We start from the raw sequence: 19691 nt of genomic DNA on the forward strand, positions 1-19691 counted from the left end.
TAACGTTAGCTACGAACGCGCCGCAGCGTGTCGCGCGGCGATTCGCCGAACGCCTGCCGGAAATACTGCGCAAACCGCGACATATGCCGAAAGCCCCACTTCGTGGCGATCTCCGACACGCTACGCGTCTGGCCGTCCGTGAGCAAGTCCCGCAACGCGCCATTCAGCCGGGCCGTCATGAACCATCTTCCCGGTGTCATACCCACGCTGCGCCGGAAAATCAATTCCAACGAACGCAGGCTGTAGCCGCTGCGCCGGGCGATCTCGGCTAGCGCAACATCGGTGTCTTCGCCCGAAAGAACCAAACGCTCGCAGGCGGAAATCAAGTGGTGATGGCGCCGTTCAACGATGGAACGCGCGGCCTCATGCGCGGGTGTCGCACTGCCTAACGCGTCGATATAGCCGTTCAGGAGCGATTCGTAGACCACGGCAGCCAGATCGGGGTCCATCCCGCCCGTCGGTTGCGCGCGTCCGGCCACTTTTAGCGCGTCGTCGGCCAGGCACGTCAGTGCATAGCGGCCCCCCGCCGTCAGGTGCAAAGACTGCGCCGAATGCCTGGGCAGCGCCAGCGTAAACCCTAGCCTACGCGTCGCCCCCAGCTGGAGCACCGCTTCCGGAACAAAGAAATTCACCCAACGTGAAGGGCCGGATGCGTGATACAGCAGTTCCAGGCTTGCCGGGTAAATCTGTATTTCATCAGCGCGGATCGACGTGGTATTGACTTTGGTGTGGTCGCCGCCATCGGCCATGAATCCGATGCAGATGCCGTCTTCAGGCATGCTCCCTTGCGCAATCACCGGAAAGTCATAACAGCCGGTTTCCAGTCGAAGTTCGCCCAAAATCAGCCGTTGATGCTGCAGCACGGTTTCGCGCGACGAAAGCAGGCGGTGTTCGAAGCGGCCGCCATACACGACGTCGAATGCCTGCGACGGTTCGAAACCCGAATAGACCTGCGTCATGTAGACCGACTGAAAGGACACGGCAAAACCCCTGCATGATTTCGCTTTTCGGATAACGGCCGACTGAGATTAGCACCAGGCAATAAATCGCTACAAGGCTAAACGCCGTCTTTAATCGGTATACCTCAGAATTGTTACTCCTCTTCGATTTGCCGGAACCGCAACACAAGAAAGTCAATCAGCGCCCGCACCGAAGGCAGCAGCCCGCGACGCGAGGGGAACACGGCATGGATAATCTCGGGGCGCGGCGCCCAGTCGGGCAGCACGTGGATCAGCGCCCCGCTTTCCACGGCGTCGCGCACCACCATCTTGGGCAACTGCACAACCCCCACGCCCGCCAAAGCCGCGCAACGCAGTGTCAGCATGCCGCGGGTCACCAAGCGAGGCTCGTGACGGACCTGCGCCACTTCTCCTGCAGGTCCATGCAGGTTCCAGACATGTTGGCTTTGGGGCCGCCCAAGCTCCATGGTGGGTAATCGCGGCAGATCCGATGGCGTCTGTGGCGAACCGAGGCGCGCCAACAGCCCGGGGCTGGCCACCAGGCATTGCCGCCGTTCGGCCAGTACCCGCATGACCAGTTCGGAGTCCTCTAGCGGAGGCGGCCGGACGCGTATCGCCACATCAATGTTCTCGGCCAGCAGATCGACGCGGCGGTTCGTTGCCTCCAGGTGTACCTCTACCCCGCGGTACTCCACCATGAAATCCGCGATCATCTCGCCGACGCGCGTATCCAGCAGCGTCACGGGACAAGCGAACCGGACGATGCCGCGCGGCTCGCTGCGGGTTTGCTCGATGGCGTTGTGGGCGGATTCGGCTTCCACCAGCATTGCCTTGCAATGCGTGTGGAATGTCTGCCCGATCTCAGTCACGGAAAAATGCCGCGTGGACCGCTGGATCAGGCGCACGCCTAGCCGGTCTTCAAGCATTGATACCCGCCGGCTGAGCTTGGATTTGGGGATGTCGAGCGCCCGGCCCGCCGGCGCAAACCCGCCGTGGTCGACAACTTGAGCAAAGAAATAGAGATCGTTGAGATCGTGCATGTCGCGCAGTGTTCTGAAAGTAGAACTATGATGCCAAATTTTGGCACTACCGGAGTTATTGTCCGCATTTTATCGTCACGGCCATCTCGCATATCCAGATGGCACCACTCTGTTTCCCTTTCTCCGTATTGCTCGCTGCACCCATCTCTTGCTATGGGCCGCGTCGTTGGCCTTGCCCGCGATCTCGCGCGCTGACGTCCCGCCCTCGCTGCCTTCCATTGACCCGTGGCGCTACACAGAGGACTACCGCTATCTGGACGATCCTGCCAACCGAACCGGCGCCTGGGGCGAGCGCGGCAAGTGGATACGACTGGGAAACGGCGCCGGCCTGACCCTGGGCGCCGAGGTGCGCGCGCGCTACGAGCACTACCGCAACAATGAATTCGGCGCCGCCGCCGTGCCCGACGAGGGCTATGCGCTATACCGGTTTTTGCCTTATGCGGATCTTAGGGCCGGCCGGCACTTCCGTGCGTTCACTCAACTGATCCTGACGCAGACCAACCGCGATGGCGCGTCGATCGGCCCGCCCGACGATACGGGCAACGACGTGCTTCAAGCGTTTGCCGATGTCTCGCTTGCTGGCGCCGCCGGCGAATGGACGCTGCGTGGGGGACGCCAGGTCATGGCCTACGGCAGTGAACGCCTGATCTCGGCACGATACGGACCGAACGTGTTGCGTGCCTTTGATGGCGGCATGGCAAGCTGGCAGGCATCGGCCCTGCGCGTGGACGCGTTTCTTGTTCGCCCGGTTCGCAACGACCGTGGCAATTTCCAGGACCGCGCCGACCGCGATCGCCGGCTTGGCGGGTTCCACGCCACCTGGTTTCAGCCCGGCGGCCACCCCGACACCGGCCTGGACACCTATCTGCTCAACCTGTCCAGCAAAGATGCCCGCTACAACCAGGGCAGCGGCCCGGAAAACCGAAACACCGCCGGACTGCGGTATTTCGGCGAACGGGGGCGTTGGGACTGGGACCTGGAAGGCGCGTACCAATACGGCGGCTTCGCCGGCGCGCCGGTGCGGGCATGGTCGTTGGCCAGCCACGTGGGATACACCTTCGCGGACGCGCCGTTGCGCCCACGCTTGAGCTTGAAGGCCAACGTCATCAGCGGCGACCGCGACCCGGACGACGCGTCGCTCCAGACGTTCAACGTCCTTTTTCCACAAGGCAAGTACTTCGGCGAAGCCGGGCAGCTTGGCCCGTCCAACCTTATCAATTTGCACCCGGCGCTGACACTGGACCTGGGATCGGGCTGGTCGCTGGGCGCCGCGGCGGTCTTTTACTGGCGTCAAAGCCTGCAAGACGGCGTGTATGGCGTGGCGGGCAACTTGTTGCGCCCCGCCGGCGGCAGCCGCTCGCGCTACATCGGCACGCAGGCCGACGTCGTGCTGGGCTGGACGGTATCGCGGCACCTGAGTGTCGAGGCGGCCTATTCGGTCTTTCGGCCCAGCAGCTTCATCCGCGATACCGGCCGCGCCGACGTCCTGCATTTCGTCGGTTTGGAAGCGCTTTGGCGCTACTGATGATGTTCAACCACAATACGAGAGAAGCAATGAGCAGAAGATATGGATCGTTCGTTCTGGCGCTGGCGGCCCTGCTTCCGGGCGCGGCCTATTCCCAAGAGGCAGACCTGGTGTTGCGCAATGGCGCGATTCTTAGCATGGATCCGTCCGCGCCGCGCGCAAGCGCCGTCGCCATCCGGGGCGAACGCATTGTCGCGATCGGCGACGACAGCGAAGTCGCCCGGCACGTCGGCACCGCCACGCGCCAGCTGGATCTGCAGGGCAGAACGGTCATCCCGGGGTTGATCGACACCCACATCCACGCGATCCGCGGCGGCCAGACCTATGCGTTCGAAACCTATTGGTTCGACGCGCCCAGTCTGGCAGACGCCTTGGGCCGGTTGGAACGGGATGCCGCCAGCCGTCCCACCAGCGATTGGGTAGCGGTGGTGGGTTCATGGCATCCACAGCAGTTCCAGGAGCGCCGCCCGCCGACAGTCGCGGATCTGGACCGCGCGGTGCCGAACCATCCTGCCTACGTGCAATATCTGTACGACTACGCCTTGCTGAACACGCGTGGCATCGCGGCACTGGGACTGGACAATCCGCAGCCGCCCTCCCTGGCGGGCATCATCGTGGAGCGGGACGCGCATGGCCGGGCCACCGGAAAGCTGCTGGGCGGCGTCGGCCCATTCAATGCGCTGTTCGCCCGATTGAGCCATACGGCCGATCGCCAAGCCGGCCTGCTGGCATTCCTGCGCGCCATGAACGCCCGTGGGCTGACCGGATTCATCGACCCCTCCGCCGGCCCTCCCGAAGCCTACGAGCCCTTGTTTGCTTTACGTGATCGCGGCCAGCTCCCGGTACGTGCCGGCTACCGGGTTTCGGCGATGCGCGCAGGCGGCGAGGCGGACTGGTTCCGCGGCGTAATGGCCTTCCGTCCGCCCCGGCATGACGATGGCGAAATCGCGTTCCTTGGCCTGGGAGAAAACCTGGTCACCGCAATGAATGATGCCGTGCGCATGGGCCCGGGGTTCGATCCTCCCGCCGATGCCCGGCAAGAGCTCGTCCGGGTTGCCCGATTTGCCGCGGAACGCCGCATCCCCTTGGAGATCCACGCCTATACGGACGACGCCGCAAGCGCCATCCTGGACGCATTCGAGATCGTGGGCCAGGACCACGACCTGCGCCCGTTGCGCTGGTCCATCGCGCACTTGAACACCGGCAGCCGGCGCACGCTGGAACGCATGGCCCGCCTGGGGCTGGCCTATACGGTGCAGATGGGGCCGTATTTCGAAGGCGCGGCGATCCGCGAAGCGAATGCCGCGCAGGTCAGCGACATTTCGCCCCCGGTGCGGATCGCCCTGGACCTGGGCGTTCCCGTGGCGGGCGGCACGGATTCCACGCGAATTGGCGTGGCCGGCGTGTGGCAAGCCATTGAATACCACGTTCGCGGCGTGGCGATCGGCGGTTCGGCCGAGCGCCGCGCCGACATGCTTCTTTCACGCGAGGAAGCCTTGGCGATGTATACGCGCCAAGCCGCATGGTTGGCCTTCGACGAAACGGACCGGGGCCAGTTGGCGGTCGGCAGGTTGGCCGATCTGGCGGTACTGGACCAACCCTATCTGACCATGCCGGTCGACCGCATCCACACGGTTCGTTCGGTACTGACCCTGCTGGGCGGCAAGCCCGTGCATGACACGGGGGCGCTGCCTGTCGCGGCTGGCGCCCCCGCCCGCCAGCTTGGCGCCGGCGATTAGAAGGAATGGCTGATGCCGACCTGGAACCCTCTGGCGTTCTCGCCCGGCACGCCTTCCGGGGCCACGTCGCCGGTCACGAACGCCGCGTTGCCATCGTTTTTGATGAACGACATGGCGGTGTACAGCACCGTCCGCTTACTTAGCGGATGCACATAGCCCAGCGCGAATTGCTGGGCATTGTCGCCATCGGAAGCGCCGGTTTGCGCGGAGCGCGAGTAGGACAACTTCACTTGGCCTTTCCCCGCCGGAATCAAGGCGCCCGCCAGCGCGACGTGTTGACGCTCGGCCTTGACTGACTGCCGCAGGTAGTTGGCGAAGAGCTTCACGACACCGAAGTCATAGGTTCCGCCAAGGGTCGCCGTTTCATAGTCATCCCGGCCAATCGACGTGTTGCCATACGCCACCGCGATATTGACGGGGCCGGCCTGGAACCCTACCCGCCCCCCCGCGTAGCCTGCGCCCGACTTGTCTTCGTCGCGGGCATAGTTGATATGGCCGTACACCCCGCCCAGATTCTTGGGCAAAAAATACGCGACCATATTGCTGGCGCGGGATAGCGTCTTAGCGTCATCCAAACCCAACGGCCAGCCTTTGATGATGTTGCTGCTGCCCCCGACCCCCACCGTGCCGAACGGCGAAAATGACGACACGTTCCAGAACGCCGCCGTATAGTCGCGCCCTAACCGCAACTCGCCGTATCGCTCGTTGATCAGGCTGACGGTGGACCTGCGGCTCCAGGTCAGTCCCTGCGGACCGCCGCTGTTCGGCAGAATCGGCGCTTCCAGCCAGAATCCAACCGAATTGCCGTTGCCCAGCCCCTCCGTGCCTCGAATGCCGATGCGGCTAGGCAGCATATAGCCGCCCTGGTCCATGCCGATCTTGGATGATCCGCCCGCCGAAGCGCTGGTTACGTTGGTGTCGATATGACCGAACACCGTGACCGAGGTCGACGGCGATTGCGCGCCAACCGGCCCCGCGATGGCGCAGGCGCCCAGGAAACCCATTCTCATCATTAATGTCATGTCCCCTTTCCCCTTTTGCTTCAATTGCTTGCACGGATGCCGGCATCCCGGATCAGACGCGTCGTGGCTTCCATTTCGACGCGGACAAGCTCGGAGAATTGGCGTTGCGGCATGGGCGCGGAGTCGGCCCCCAGGCCGTCGAAGCGTTGCCGGGTCGTCGCCGAGCTCAACGCCTGGACCGTGCCCGAATGAAGCGTGTCGAGCACAGGGCCCGAGGTCGACGCCGGTACGAACATCCCGACCCAGAACTTCTGATCCACGCCAGCGAATCCGGCTTCGGCGGTGGTCGGCACATCCGGCAACGCAGCGGACCTTGCGTCCGCGCTGACAGCCAGCGCGGTGAGTTTGCCCGCCTTGACCATTGGCAGCGCCAAGGGCAAAGGCAGGAAAAACCAATCCACTCGACCCGCGATCACGTCGTTCACGGCTTCGGGCGTGCCTCGGTACGGCACATGGATCGCCTTGATGCCGGTTGCCGCATTGAATTTCTCGCCGGCGATATGGGCGCCGCTTCCGCTGCCTGACGAGCCGTAGGTGTATTGATCCGGTTCGGCGCGGGCACGGTCAACGAGGTCCCGCAAGGATTTGAAGCCGCGGGCGTTGGCCGCCACGATGACATTGGGCATGGACGCCAGCATGGTGACCGGCGTGAAGTCCTTCAATGTGTCGTACTTCAAGCCGGGATACAACGACTGGTTCGCCAGGTGCGCGGCCGAGTGCACCAAAAGGGTGTAGCCGTCGCCCGCCGATCCAGCGACCAGGCTCGCGCCCAGCACGCCGCCCGCGCCTGGGCGGTTTTCAACCACCACCGGCTGGCCCAATCGTTTTTCCAGTTGTTCGGCCACCGTTCTACCGATCACGTCGGTCGTGGAACCCGCCGTGAAAGGAACCACCATCCGGATGGCACGGCTGGGATACGCCTGCTGGGCCCGCGCCAGGGCCGGCGCCCCGGCAAGGGCACAGGCGAGTTGAATGAATCTTCTACGATGCAGCGTCATGGCTTGTCTCCGTGTTTATCGTTATTTGCCGCGCGAAAAAATGCCGATCGCCCAGGGCTGAGCGGCGATCGGCATCGAACTGCTGGTATCCCGTCAAGGCGTGATGACGGGCCTGTCTTGGGCACCCTCAAGCACCTTGATGTAAGCCTCGCGTGCGCGCTCAAGCGGCATCAGGGCTTCCCTGCCGACGGGAAAGGACTGCAGGCTGCGATCCTCGAACCCCGGAAGCAACTCGCGGAAGACCGCCGCGCATTGCGTCGCATCCAGCTTCAGGCTGTCCACGCCGATCAGTTGCAGGTCACGCCGGTAGAACGCCTGGATGTCGAACGGCACATTGCGGTCGGGTGTGGAAATGACGACCTGCCGGCCGCCCACTTTCAGCGATTCCAGGGCGGCCGCGAAATAGGGAGAGCCGACGGTGTTGTAGGCAATATCGGCGCCCGCGCCCTCTGTCATGTCCATGACCTGCGCGGCGATGCCGTCCTGACTTCCATCAATGATCCGCACGGCGGCGCCCGCGTGGCCCACATAAGACGCGCCGCCACGCTCCACGCCAATGACCCGCGCGCCCGCGCGCCGGGCCAATTGGATGGCGGCTTGCCCCACTTTGCCGTTCGACCCAAACACCAGTACCGTCTGGCCAGCCCCGGCCAGGCCCGCGCGGCGCAACCCTTCATACGCGGTGACGAACGGCACGCCTGCGGTCGCCGCGCTGGCCACCGGCACGTTCGCGGGCCGCCGCACCAAGGCCGCCACCGGCAGCAGCAGGTAGCGCGCGTGGGTCCCGTCCCGGGTAATGCCCAGGTCGCCGCCCGTGCCCCAGACGTCCTGTCCGATCCACGCGGCCGGCCCCGCCACCACGGTGCCGGCATAGTCGCGGCCAGGAGTGCGTGGCCATATGGCATAAGGCATCATGCCCATGGCCGCCTTGACGTCGCTGGGGTTGATGCCCGCGGCCCGGACTTCAACGACCGCATGGCCGCTGGGAGCCTCGGGACAAGGCATATCGATGATGACGGGCCGCAGCGCGGCGACATCCGCCGCACGGTCGGTTACACGGAGGGCTTGGCTTTTTCTAGTCATGTCTGTGAGGTAAGGCTTGAGAATTCATGGAAAAGGCTCTCCCGCGGCGCGGAAAATCCGCGCCGAGCGGCCATGCACGGGAAAGGACCAGAGGCTAGGAAAGCGGCGGCGACGGCATGCGCGTCTCGCCGGGTTCAAGCGTCAGTTGCACGTCCAGGTGGAACGTGCCGTCGCTTGAGGCTTCAAATTTCCGCAATAGCGACCCCACCGCGCCGAACGCGGCGTCACGGTAGGCATAAGGGTCGTTGGCATCGAATATCTGGGTGGTCAGAACCTTATGACCCGGCGCCGATGCGATGAAGTGCAAATGCGCCGGCCGCATGTGACTGCGTTGCTGCATGGCCAGGAGGTCGCCGCAAGGTCCGTCGATCGGCACGCCATAGCCAGCGGGCTTGACGCTTTCGAACCAGTAGCGGCCGTCCTCGTCCGTCACGAAGACGGCTCGCAGATTCATGTCTTCTTGATGCGGATCCTGGTTTTCGTAAAGGCCGCTGGGCGCGGCCTGCCAGGTTTCCAGCCGGGCGCCGGCCAATGGCCTGCCGTCCAGCGAACAGATGCGGCCGGTCACGCGCAGCGGCGCGCCCGTCGTGTCGTCGGTGGCGATCTTCGCCCCGTTCTCCAGGATCGGTTGGTTGGCCCGCCAAAAGGGGCCGATCAGCGCCGGCTCGGTGCCGCCCGCTTCCAGCACGCCCTTGGCATCCATCAGCAACACCAGCGTCGCTACGCCCAGGATATCGGCCAACAGGATGCCCTCGTGCCGCAAGGGGTTTGTCGCCTGCCCTACCCGCACCAGGAAATCCAAGCCCTTGTGCAGTTCTTCATACGTCAGCGTCACGTCGGCCGCGAATGCGTGAAGATGGCGGATCAAGGAATCCAGGATTTCGCGCGTGCGCGGGTCTTGCGGCTGGTTGGTCGCCAACACGGCCGCAAGCAGCGCCTCGGGCGTGGCAGGGATGGCGCGCTGCGGCTCGCAGGATTCTCGGTTCGGTTCCGAGGAAATGGCATGATTCATATTCATTCAACCCTGTAATCTGACGTTAATGACACACGCGTTCCGCCCATCATTCGGGCGTGATGCCGGCGTTGGCCGCCAGCGCTGTCCAGACGGGCAATTCCTGTGCGACCCGTTCGGCCAACTGGTCCGGTGAACTCGCCACGCAGCGGAAACCTTGATCCTGCAATTGGCGTCTGACGGCGTCGTTGGCCAGCGCCTCGCCGACTGCCTTGCTGACGCGCTGGACGAACGCCGCGGGCGTGCCTGCCGGCGCGAACAGCGCCTGCATGGTCTCTGACCGAAAACCGGAAAATCCGGCCTCGGCGATCGTCGGCACGTCCGGCAGTTCCGGCCAGCGTTCCGTGCTGCCCACTGCCAACGCCCTCAGCTTGCCGGACGCCATGACAGCCTTGGCGGCCGGTAACGCAGCGAATGCGCAATCCACGTGTCCGCCGCCCACGGCCATGATGGCGGGCGCGGCGCCTGGGTATGGCACGTGCATGAGGTCGACCTGCGCCCGTTGCCATAGCAGTTCAGCCGCAAGGTGAACGCTATTGCCGGTGCCGGGCGTGGCGTAGGTGCGCGCCCCCGGCGCCTGCCTGGCCGCGGCGAGCAATGCGGACAGGCTGTCGATTCCGCTGTCGGCGCGGACCACGATGACATCCGGAGACGTCACGGCGAGACTGATGGGGGAAAAGTCTCGAACGGCGTCATAGGACGCTCGAGCGCCGGCGACTGCTGCGTTGGTGATAAAAGAAGAGGAAACGATCAGCAGCGTGCTGCCGTCCGGTTCGGCCTTGGCGACCGACGACACGCCGATGTTGCCGCCAGCGCCAGCCCGGTTGTCCACGATGACCGGTTGGCCCAGCGCCTCCGCCAGGCGGGCAGCCAAGAGGCGGGCAACGATGTCGGTGGTGCCGCCCGCCGCAAAAGGCACGACCAGGCGGATCGGCCGCCGCGCGCCTCTGCCGAAAAAAGGAACGAGCTGTTTCGCCCCGCCCGCAATCGGATAGGCACACAGCGCGCCCATACAGGCCATCGCGCGTATGACGCTCCTTCTTGAGAGTCGACTGGACATGCTGCGGGCATCGCTCATTCCTGCGTTCCTAATGACGAAAATGGGGGAAATGGCGCTGCGGCGAACCCTGCAGGCGCCATCGGGCGGCGTTAACGTTCTGCCGTTTCTTTCAAGAATCCGTCCGTGCCATAGACCAGCCCCGTGTTCTCGGCCGCACGCACGACGTCGGGATGCCACGCAATGCGTCCGCACTCCTCATCGGTACCGCCCACCACCGAATAAACAACAAGCGCATGCGGGTTGGGATTGCGGAATCCGCGCATAACGCCGATGGGGCAGGAAATAACGTCCCACTGGTTCAGCATCACCGAGTGTTCGCCCTTGTCGCCCCAGATCACCTCCATATTTCCGTTCAGCGGGCAGAAGACTTCCTCGGTCTTGTGCGCGTGCAGGCTAGCGCCCTGCCCGACGGGGATTTCGATAAAGGTCACGCCAAAACGGTGATTCCCGGGGATGGCGGGTTGGACGCCTTTGTTTTCCAGCACGCCGCGGTTCATGATCTTGTAGATGTTCTTCTTCATGCCTGGCAGGCGGCTTTCGATGAAAGTCTCGCGGTAAGGCTCGACCTTGCCCCAACGCGCGATACGATTCGCTTCCATTTCTTGCGGCGAGATGTTCATATCATTCCTTTATTAGATGGACTATCAGCATGAGTTTCTGCGCGCTTTTGCGCGGCTTATGAAAGGTAATTCGCCGCTCGCCGCAGCGTCCATTACCATTTTCTGACTGCTTCCATATAATTTTGTTATGAATGAAAATTCACCCAAGGAGCCCACCCGAAGATGGATCTGCGACAACTGCGCTATTTCGTGGCGCTGGCCAACCAAGGACACTTCGGACGCGCCGCCAGCGTGCTGCACGTCGCCCAGCCCGCGCTGACCCGGCAGATTCAATTGCTGGAAGAGGAATTGGGCGTTCAATTGTTCGTCCGCCATTCCCGGGGGGCGACCCCCACCGAGGAAGCGGCGTTCTTGCTGGAGCGGGCGAACTTCCTGCTGCGCTACGCCGAACAGCTCAAGCAGGATATGTCCGCGCTGCAGCGCACCCCACGGGGGCAAATCGTTCTGGGCCTTTCTCCCGGACTGGCAATGACCTTGGCGGCGCCCTTGACCCGCGCAGTGCAAAGCGCCCTTCCCGATGTCCGCCTGCGATTCGTCCAAGCCTTTTCTCCGGTGTTGCACGACATGCTGCTTAAAGGCCAGGTCGACCTGGCCATACTGAATGGCCCGCTTCCCTTGGCGAATCTGGCGACGTATCCCTTCCTGACCGAAGGCCTGTGCCTGATCGGCCCGCCCGGCCTTCCGCCGCAACGCAGGAACGCGAAAATCGGGCTGAAGCAGCTGGCCGATCTGCCGTTGGTCATGACAGGCCTGGCAAAGTCGGGCGTGCGCCTGGAACTCGAAGCCCAAGCCGCCCAGGCAGGCATACAGCTCCATCCCGTCGTCGAAGTGGAAACCATCGAAGTCGCCAAGCGCCTGATCCAGGCGGGCGTCGGCGTCACCGTGCATTTCGCCGCCACGGTCGTGGAAGACCTGCAGGAAGGCCGCCTGACGGCGTCTCCCATAGATGGCCTGCACATGCGTCGCATACTGGCCCATACGTCGGACCGGCCCGCGTCGCGGGCAACGAAAGCCCTCGTCGCCATTCTTCGCGAGGTCGCCCGCGATCTGGTGGCTACGAAACGTTGGCCATATGCTGTGCTGGACTACCCAGAGGAAGAACGCGAGGATGCCGGCGCGTCTTGATTTTTATCATCGCCTGGCGTTCTAAAGGTAGGACGGTGCGTACACGCGCATGCGCTTCTGCACCGCGCGCCGCTCTGGTAGGTAACGCTGTGCAGCGGCGTTTTCTTGCTCTACAGCCGGTTCAGGCTGTACACCGACGCCGGTGGCAGGTTCAGCGGCACGAAGCGCTCTCGGCGAGCCGACAGCCCGCAGGCATCAAGCACGCTTTTCGATATCGGGCACCGCACGCCATAAGTGAAGAAGTGCATGGCCGCCCCAGGCCGCATGGCCTCGAAGACCGCCGTCAGCAATTGATGGTGATGCGCCCCGCTCATGTTGCGCAGCGGCAGGCCACAGATCGCGGCGTCGATGCCGTCCAGTTCCGGATGCAGATGCCTGGAAAGGTCTTGCGCCGACACCTGCAGCACGGCGGCTTCAGGAAACTGCGTCTTCAAGCTTGAACTCATGCCCGAATCCTGCTCGACCAGGACCAGGCGGGAAGGATGAACGCCCTTGCGCAACAGTTCGCGGGTGAACACGCCTGTGCCGCAGCCCAATTCCAGGACTTTTCCCGCCATGGCGGGCACCGCGGCGGTAATGGCTGCGGCCAGGGCGGGGCCGGACGGCGACACGGCGCCGATGGCCGAGGGGTTGGACAACAGGGCTTTGACGAACTGCTTGCGCTCTTGCAGCCAGCTCATCCGCCACGACGAAGGATGGCTGTGACGGGCGCTGGTCTTGCACGACGACGAGGAATGCATGGGTGCCTTTTATCTCCGGATTTTTGAACCCCATGCACGCCGGATTGCTGCGCGGCACGGGAGAACTACGCAGACATTACCTGCACCAGGGCGCCCGGGCCGGCAACCGGACGTAAGCAGGCTTATCAAATGGCGGCACCGCGGCCGTCCGGCCTCTCAGCGGGCGGCCGTCGCTGTCAGCTTGCGTTGCAAGTCCCCGGCTTGCATCCGCAAAGGCCACCGCCTTCGCTGCAAGGAGCCGGCGCCGCGGCGAATCGATCCGCGCGCCGGTCAGTTCACGGAAATCCCGGATTTGGCGATGACTGCATGCCAGACGTCCATCTCGTTTTTCAACCAGGCATGGAAGGCCTGCCCTTCAACGGGTTGCACGGGCGTTTCAACGAACTGTTGCGCCATGGTTTCCTTGAACGTTGGGCTGGCCAGCACCGTCTGGAGGGTTTGCTGAAGCTTGCCGACGATCTCCGGCGACACACCGGCGGCCGTATACAGCCCGAATAGCGCCGACGCGTCTATGCCCTCGTAGCCAAACTCTTTAATGCTTGGAATGTCCGGGAAGGCGCTTGAACGCTGGGAAGACAAAGTCGCCAGGGCGCGCAGATTGCCGGCGCGGTACTGCGCCGCCATCGGCTGCGGGGCGTCGAATTGCACCGAGAACACGCCGCCCAGCATATCGTTGAGCGCCTGCGCAGAGCCCTTGTAGCCCACGTGGGTCATGACCGTGCGGGTGCGGTCCTGAAACAACAGGCTGGCCAGGTGCGCCACGGTGCCCGGTCCGGAGGACCCGTAATTGATCGCGCCGGGCTTGTCTTTCGCCAGCCGCACCAGGTCGGGCAGCGTTTGGGCCGGGTAGTCGTTGCGCACCCACACGAATATCGGCGTGGTTCCGATCAGCGCGATTGGCGTGAAGTCCTTCAGCGGATCGAACGACAGTTTTTTGTACAGGCTGGGATTGGTCACGACCGTCGCCGTGCCAAGCAGGATGGTGTAGCCATCCGCAGGCGCGCGCGCCATGGCGTCATACCCGATGTTGCTGCCGCCGCCCGCCCGGTTCTCGACGACGACGGGCTGGCCCAAGCGCCCGCCCAACTCCATCGCAAGCGAACGCGCCAACACGTCGGTCGGCCCGCCAGCGGCGAACGGCACGATCATCTTGAGGGGCCGGGCGGGCCAGGGATCGGCCGCCCGGGCGTCCTGGAACGCCTGCACAGACAAGGCGGACAACAACCCGACGAATACGTTGCGTAGTCCCTTCATGACTTGTGTCTCCTCATGTTGTTTCTCCGTGCCGCAGGGCGTTGGCGCCTGGGCCGGTGCTGCCGCCTGACCTCCGACTGCCCGAGGCATGACGGATGACGCCTAACGGCGCGCCAATTTGGCCAAGGCCGCGTCGTACTCTTGTTTCAGCTGCGCCACGACGGCCTTGACCGGGGCGATGCCGTCGATGTTGCCCACGCCCTGGCCCGCCGACCAGATGTCACGCCAAACCTTCTTGCCCGAGTCCGATGCGGCGTTGAAATCCGCCGACGCGCGGCCTTCGCTTGGCAGGTGGTCCGGGTCGTATCCTGCGTCGTGCACGCTGGACCGCAGATAATTCGCGCGGATGCCCGAAAAATGGTCGGTGTAGACGATGCCCGCAGCGGTAGAAGCCACGATCGCCCGCCGATACCCTTCGGCCACATTCGCCTCTGGCGTGGCGATGAAACGGGTGCCCATATAAGCAAGGTCCGCCCCCATCGCCTGGATGGCAAGAATGTCTTCGCCGCGGGATACCGCCCCGGCCACCAGCAGCAAACCGTCGAACAGCCGCCGAACTTCGCCCACCAAGGCAAAGGGCGACAGGGTGCCGGCGTGCCCGCCCGCGCCCGCGCACACCAGGATCAGTCCGTCCACCCCGGCCTGAATCGCCTTTTCGGCATGGCGGACGTTGATCAAGTCATGCAGCACCACGCCGCCATAGCCGTGCACCGCTTTCACCAGGTCGGAGGGATCCCCTACCGACGAAATCACGATCGGCACGCGACGCCGGACGCAGACGGCCAGATCTTCGTCCAGGCGCGTGTTCGACTTGTGCAGAATCAGATTCACGGCAACAGGCCCCGGGCGCACAGCTTGTCGTTCCTGGCCGCCATCGCTTAGCGCCGTTTCAATCTGGACCAGCCACTCATCCAACAACGAAGCCGGACGCGCGTTCAAGGCCGGAAATGCCCCGACGATGCCCGCCCGGCATTGTGCAATCACCAGTTCGGGCCCGCTGGCGATGAACATCGGCGAAGCCACCACCGGCAGTTGCAGCGTCTTTAGCCATTCCATCAGATCACCCCTTTTGCGGCCAAGCGGGCCAACTCGTCTTTGTTCAGCGCCAGCATTTCGCCGTAGACCTCGGCGTTATGGCGCCCTATTCCCGACGCCGCAACCCGCACACCACCCGGGTTTGTCCGAAACCGGGGCACCGCATCCGCCATGCAGATGCTGCCGAAATCTTCATCCGGCACGTCCTTCAGGATGCTGCGCGCCTGGAAATGCGGGTCATCGCAAAGCTGGTCGGCCGAATAGATGGGCGCGATGGTGCCGTGCGCCGCATGGAATGCCGACAGCACGTGTTCCAACTCATGTTCGGCGCACCATGCCGCAAAAATGGCGTTCAGTGCGTCGGCGTGACGCGCCCGCAGCGGGTTGCTGGAGAATCTGGGGTCGTCGATCAGGTCCGGGCGCCCGATGGCGCGGCAATTATTGGCGTACAGCGCATTGGTGCTGCCGGACAACGACACCCAGCGGCCGTCCTTCGTGGCATACACGGCGGCGGGCGCCGAATATTGGCTGGTGTTACCCGAACGCTCGTGTACTTCGCCCAACATTTTGTACTTGGCGGGCAGGAACTCCATCAGCTTCAACATGGCCTCCGTCAACGATAGATCGATCTCTTCGCCGGGCGCATCCGGGTTGGCGGCACGCGCCCACAGCGCCGCCAACACCCCCACTGCGCCGAACAGGCCACCAATGGAATCACCAATGGGATAGCCGGTATGCATGGGTTCGCCATCCGGCTCTCCGCTGATATAGGTCAGCCCGCCCATGGCTTCGAATATCCGGGCAAATCCCGCGCGGTCTTTATAGGGGCCGGTCTGCCCGAAGCCCGAGACGCGCAGGATGGTCAGCGAGGGTTGCGCAGCCCAGAGCGTGTCACGGTCCAGGCCCCAGCGGTCCAGCGTGCCGGGCCGGAAGTTCTCGATCAGCACATCGAAGTGGGGCAGCATGCGCAACAGCATGGCGCGCCCTTCCGGCTGGCGGAAATCCAGTGTCACGAAGCGTTTATTCCGGTTCGTGACTTTCCACCACAAGGCCTTCCCGTCTTTCAGAGGCGGAAACGCCCGGGCCCCGTCGCCCTGCCCGGGAAGCTCGACCTTGACGACGTCGGCGCCATAATCGCCCAGCAACGCAGCCGCGGAAGGCGCGGCGATGATGGTCGCGATATCCAACACCCGCAATCCGGTCAGCGGCCCTGTCATGCCCCCTCCTGCGGCAAATGGTCGATGTAGTCATCCAGCGCGTCGCCCGGTCCGCCCAGCAAGGTCTGGTTCACCAGGAGGCGCTTGGCAAGATGGCTGATCGCCGTTTCGTCCTGCAAGCCGATGGCGCCATGCAGTTGCAGTACGTCCAGCGCCACGGCGTGCGCGCTTTCGGCGCCGATCCAGCATGCGGCAGCCACGGTTCCGGCGTGGGCTTCCGGCGCCTCCTGGCGCCATTGGCCGATGGCGTTCCAGGCCAGGGCGTGGGCATTGCGCCAGGCACGATACAGGTCCACCACGCGATGGCGCAGCGCCTGAAACTCCGACAGCGGCCGTCCAAACTGGCGGCGGGTGCCCAGATATTCCACGGTCTGCCGCAATGCCTCGCGCATGACGCCCACATTCTCCACGCACCAGAGCAACTTCTCGGCCTGCCCGAACGCGGCGCAGAAGGCGCGGGCGGCCGCGCCACGCACGATCAGATCGGCGGCATCGGCGCCTACAGCATCGAAGTGCAGGTCGGCAGCGCCGCGGGCGTCGTACAGGCGATAGGCACGCCGCGCCAACCCGGGCGCCTTGGCGGGTAGCAGGAAGACGCCAAGCTCGGCACTGGGCGCATCGGACAACGTGGCGGCCACCAACAGGTGGGTGGCGCTATCGCCCCCCAGCACCGTCGCCAGCGTTCCGGTTAGCGTCCACCCGCGCTGAGTGGCCCGGGCCGTGAACGCTGGATCCGCCTCTAGTGCGCACGCCAGCCTGGTGTGCCCCGCCAGCGTGTCAACCAGCATCCGGCTGACGGCGTCCGTGGACGCCGCGCCGGCGATTGCCCAGGCCATCGGCGCCGCAACGGCTGCGGTGCCGTAAAGGGGCAGGAAGAGGTGAGCCGCGAGGGTCTGCGAGACATGCGCCACGTCGGCCAGGCGCCCCGACGCCCCACCCTGCTCCTCGTGGGCCATCAACCCCAACAGGCCGAAACCGGCGATCTCCGCCCATGCCTGGACGCAGCGGGCGCCGCCGCTCTGAATGGATTCGCGGCGAGCGTCGGCGCTGTACTCGCGGGCCAGATACTTGCGTAGCGATTCGTCGATCATCGATTGCTGCTCGTCGGCATCCGCGTCGGCAACCGCATCCAATTCCGATTTTCCGCTGAACAGCACACGCGCAATGATCTCCTTTTGAATCTCGGACGCACCGCCGCCCAAGGTCACGCCCCGATAGCGTAGAAAGTGCAGATGGATGTTATTGACGTTGTCCGGGGCCAGGGGCGGCGAGGACGCCCGCCCGTCCAGCGCGGCGGGATCGACCGGCAGTCCGTGCCTGCCGATCAGTGCCATCTGCGCCGCGTACAGGTCCTGGATCAATTCCGTGCCCTGCAGCTTCAGCAGCGACGGCGCAATATCGGAATCGCTGCCTGCGGCGGCCGCCGTCAGGGCCTGCCACCACTGCGACTCGTGGGCGAGGAATCGGCACTCCAGCTGGGCCAGTTGCGTCCAGGCGCGTTGATTGGCGCGCGCCAGGGCCGGCGGGCCTTGGTACTGCCGCGTCAGGTGTTTCAGCTTTTCAAGTTCTGCCTTGCATTCGCCAACTCGCGCTAGAAACAGGCGTTCCGTGACCAGCAGATCTTTGGCGACCGCCCAACCGGCGTCTTGCGCGCCGACCAGGCAATTCAAGGGCACGCGGACCTCGTCGAAGAACAACTGGACATGGAATTCGGCGCCATTGATGAAGCGGATCGGCCGCACCGTCACCCCCGGCAAAGTCATGTCGATCAGCAACACGGACAGGCCGTCCTGCTTGCGGCGGGCGCCGGGATCCGTGCGGACCAGGGCCAACGCCCAATTGGCCCAATGCCCGAAGCTTTGCCAGATCTTGGTGCCGTTGACCACGTAGACGTCGCCGTCCCGTCGCGCCGTCGTCTTGACCGATGCAAGATCGGACCCTGCATCGGGTTCGGAGTACGCCTGCGCCCAATAGTCCTCGAAAGACAAGATGCGTGGGAGAAACTTGGCCTGCTGTTCGGGGGTGCCGTGGTTCATGAGGGTGGGCCCGATCATGTCGATCCCGAGGTTCTCGAACCTGGGGCACCCCGCCAACGCGTATTCCTCGCGGAAAATGGCCAATTGCCACAACGCCCAGTCGGGTCCGCCATGCTGGCCGGGCCAACTCGGCGCCGCCCAACCCTGCGCATGCATGATTTGCTGCCATCGACGGGCCTGCTCACGGGTAACGAGGCAGCTGGCCGCGTCGGCCTCGTGCAAATCCGCCGGCAGGCAGGCGTGCAGTGCCCGCCGGATTTCCTGCCGGAAGGCCGCCGCCTGGTGGGCATCGAATGCCTTGTCGCTGCTGCCTCCGTTCATGTGGGTTCCTTGCGGGACTGAGCGGCGGCGTCGGACGCCATGCGGTCCCAGTCGTATCGGGCAGGCTGGCGATCCAGGAACCGCAATACCGCGTCCCGGTGATCGGCGGACGTCGCGCATGCGCTTTGCGCGCAGCCTTCCATGTCCACGAATGTGCCGTAGTCCATATCGAAGCTGCGGCTAAGCAGGCGCTTGGTCAGGCCAATAGCCGGCTGCGGCGCCAAGGCGAACCGGCCGGCAAGTTCCATCGCGGCGTGCATCAGGGAATCGGGATCGCAGACCTGGTAGACCAGCCCCAATTCCAACGCTTCTTCCACGCCGACGGGCCGGGCCGTCATCAAGAGGTCCCGCGCCTTGGCCAGGCCGATCAGGCGCGGCAGGATGTGGATGGCGCCCATGTCTGGCAAAACGCCCAGGCGGTTGAACACCATCGAGAAAGTGGCCGTGCGCGACGCGACGATAAAGTCCGCCGCCAGCGCAATGGAAAAGCCGGCGCCGAAGGCTGGGCCATCTACCGCGGCGATGACCGGAATCTCGAGCCCGCGCAAGCGCTCCAGCCAATCGTGCAGCCGCAGGATGCGCCCGCGCGCCGCATCGCCCGCATCCCGCTCGGGCGTTACGCCGGTGATGCGGTCGCGCATGGCGCGGATGTCGGCGCCCGCGCAAAAGCTGCCGCCCGAACCCGTCAACACCAGCGCTTTGATCGCGTCATCCGCGCGGACGCGCTCGATCATTTCCGAATAGTCTTGGCGCAGCGCTTGCGTCAGTGCGTTGCGGTGGGTGGGGTTGGCATGGGTGAAAACAGCAATGCCCTCGTGAATCGCCAGACGCGATTCACGGAAATCCAAATCACGGTTTTCCATATCGTCTCCTTCGGGACGGACGGTTGCCGCCTGATGGCGGGT

General features: G+C 64.4%; 17 protein-coding genes. 3 read left to right on the forward strand and 14 right to left on the reverse strand.

The annotated features are described in order from the left end of the window. Nucleotides 1-5: 5 nt before the first annotated feature. A complete protein-coding gene (locus ACI0FO_RS24135; protein WP_416030852.1) occupies nt 6-980 on the reverse strand; it encodes a helix-turn-helix transcriptional regulator in 975 nt (324 codons plus the stop codon). A gap of 113 nt (nt 981-1093) precedes the next feature. Then, entirely contained in the window at nt 1094-1999 is a 906-nt protein-coding gene (locus ACI0FO_RS24140; protein WP_416030854.1) for a LysR family transcriptional regulator, read from the reverse strand. Nucleotides 2000-2147: 148 nt separating this feature from the next. Here ACI0FO_RS24140 and ACI0FO_RS24145 point away from each other — a divergent pair, with 148 nt between their 5' ends. Both ACI0FO_RS24145 and ACI0FO_RS24150 read left to right on the forward strand, forming a co-directional pair. Then, the gene (locus ACI0FO_RS24145) at nt 2148-3524 is read left to right on the forward strand and encodes an alginate export family protein (protein ID WP_416030856.1); all 1377 of its coding nucleotides are present in this window, start codon (nt 2148-2150) and stop codon (nt 3522-3524) included. A gap of 29 nt (nt 3525-3553) precedes the next feature. Next, a complete protein-coding gene (locus ACI0FO_RS24150; protein WP_416030858.1) occupies nt 3554-5263 on the forward strand; it encodes an amidohydrolase in 1710 nt (569 codons plus the stop codon). On the opposite strand, the gene ACI0FO_RS24155 is transcribed toward ACI0FO_RS24150, so the two are convergent. From ACI0FO_RS24155 to ACI0FO_RS24180, 6 genes are all read right to left on the reverse strand, one after another. Continuing rightward, nucleotides 5260-6285 carry a porin gene (locus tag ACI0FO_RS24155; protein WP_416030860.1) on the reverse strand — a complete coding sequence of 342 codons (1026 nt, stop codon included), beginning with the start codon at nt 6283-6285 and terminating at the stop codon, nt 5260-5262. The two genes, ACI0FO_RS24150 and ACI0FO_RS24155, sit on opposite strands and share 4 nt — an antisense overlap. Before the next feature lie 20 nt (nt 6286-6305). Then, the gene (locus ACI0FO_RS24160; protein WP_416030862.1) at nt 6306-7283 is read right to left on the reverse strand and encodes a Bug family tripartite tricarboxylate transporter substrate binding protein; all 978 of its coding nucleotides are present in this window, start codon (nt 7281-7283) and stop codon (nt 6306-6308) included. A gap of 93 nt (nt 7284-7376) precedes the next feature. Further along, on the reverse strand, nt 7377-8366 hold the full coding sequence (locus tag ACI0FO_RS24165; RefSeq protein WP_416030864.1) for a quinone oxidoreductase family protein: 990 nt from the start codon (nt 8364-8366) through the stop codon (nt 7377-7379). Between the two features lie 94 nt (nt 8367-8460). Continuing rightward, a complete protein-coding gene (locus ACI0FO_RS24170) occupies nt 8461-9378 on the reverse strand; it encodes a dioxygenase (protein WP_416030866.1) in 918 nt (305 codons plus the stop codon). A gap of 49 nt (nt 9379-9427) precedes the next feature. Next, the gene (locus tag ACI0FO_RS24175) at nt 9428-10456 is read right to left on the reverse strand and encodes a tripartite tricarboxylate transporter substrate-binding protein (RefSeq protein WP_416030868.1); all 1029 of its coding nucleotides are present in this window, start codon (nt 10454-10456) and stop codon (nt 9428-9430) included. Between the two features lie 71 nt (nt 10457-10527). Continuing rightward, complete coding sequence (locus ACI0FO_RS24180; RefSeq protein ID WP_416030870.1) at nt 10528-11058, reverse strand: cupin; 531 nt, start codon at nt 11056-11058, stop codon at nt 10528-10530. 162 nt (nt 11059-11220) lie between these two features. Between ACI0FO_RS24180 and ACI0FO_RS24185 the strand changes: the two genes are divergently transcribed. Beyond that, on the forward strand, nt 11221-12183 hold the full coding sequence (locus tag ACI0FO_RS24185) for a LysR family transcriptional regulator (protein WP_416030872.1): 963 nt from the start codon (nt 11221-11223) through the stop codon (nt 12181-12183). Between the two features lie 110 nt (nt 12184-12293). On the opposite strand, the gene ACI0FO_RS24190 is transcribed toward ACI0FO_RS24185, so the two are convergent. From ACI0FO_RS24190 to ACI0FO_RS24215, 6 genes are all read right to left on the reverse strand, one after another. Beyond that, entirely contained in the window at nt 12294-12923 is a 630-nt protein-coding gene (locus ACI0FO_RS24190; RefSeq protein WP_416030874.1) for a class I SAM-dependent methyltransferase, read from the reverse strand. A 270-nt stretch (nt 12924-13193) separates the two neighbouring features. Beyond that, nucleotides 13194-14177, reverse strand: coding sequence for a Bug family tripartite tricarboxylate transporter substrate binding protein (locus tag ACI0FO_RS24195; protein WP_416030876.1), 984 nt, complete (start codon nt 14175-14177; stop codon nt 13194-13196). Nucleotides 14178-14279: 102 nt separating this feature from the next. Next, on the reverse strand, nt 14280-15233 hold the full coding sequence (locus ACI0FO_RS24200; RefSeq protein ID WP_416030878.1) for an NAD(P)H-dependent flavin oxidoreductase: 954 nt from the start codon (nt 15231-15233) through the stop codon (nt 14280-14282). Then, entirely contained in the window at nt 15233-16429 is a 1197-nt protein-coding gene (locus ACI0FO_RS24205) for a CaiB/BaiF CoA transferase family protein (protein ID WP_416030879.1), read from the reverse strand. Before ACI0FO_RS24205 ends, ACI0FO_RS24200 begins: the two co-directional genes overlap by 1 nt. Beyond that, the gene (locus ACI0FO_RS24210) at nt 16426-18786 is read right to left on the reverse strand and encodes an acyl-CoA dehydrogenase family protein (RefSeq protein ID WP_416030881.1); all 2361 of its coding nucleotides are present in this window, start codon (nt 18784-18786) and stop codon (nt 16426-16428) included. The genes ACI0FO_RS24205 and ACI0FO_RS24210 overlap by 4 nt, the downstream gene beginning before the upstream one ends. After that, nucleotides 18783-19649 carry an enoyl-CoA hydratase/isomerase family protein gene (locus ACI0FO_RS24215; RefSeq protein WP_416030883.1) on the reverse strand — a complete coding sequence of 289 codons (867 nt, stop codon included), beginning with the start codon at nt 19647-19649 and terminating at the stop codon, nt 18783-18785. Before ACI0FO_RS24215 ends, ACI0FO_RS24210 begins: the two co-directional genes overlap by 4 nt. Nucleotides 19650-19691: the final 42 nt, after the last annotated feature.

The organism is Achromobacter marplatensis (assembly GCF_049060505.1).
GTDB classification, from domain to species: Bacteria; Pseudomonadota; Gammaproteobacteria; order Burkholderiales; family Burkholderiaceae_B; genus Achromobacter; species Achromobacter marplatensis_A.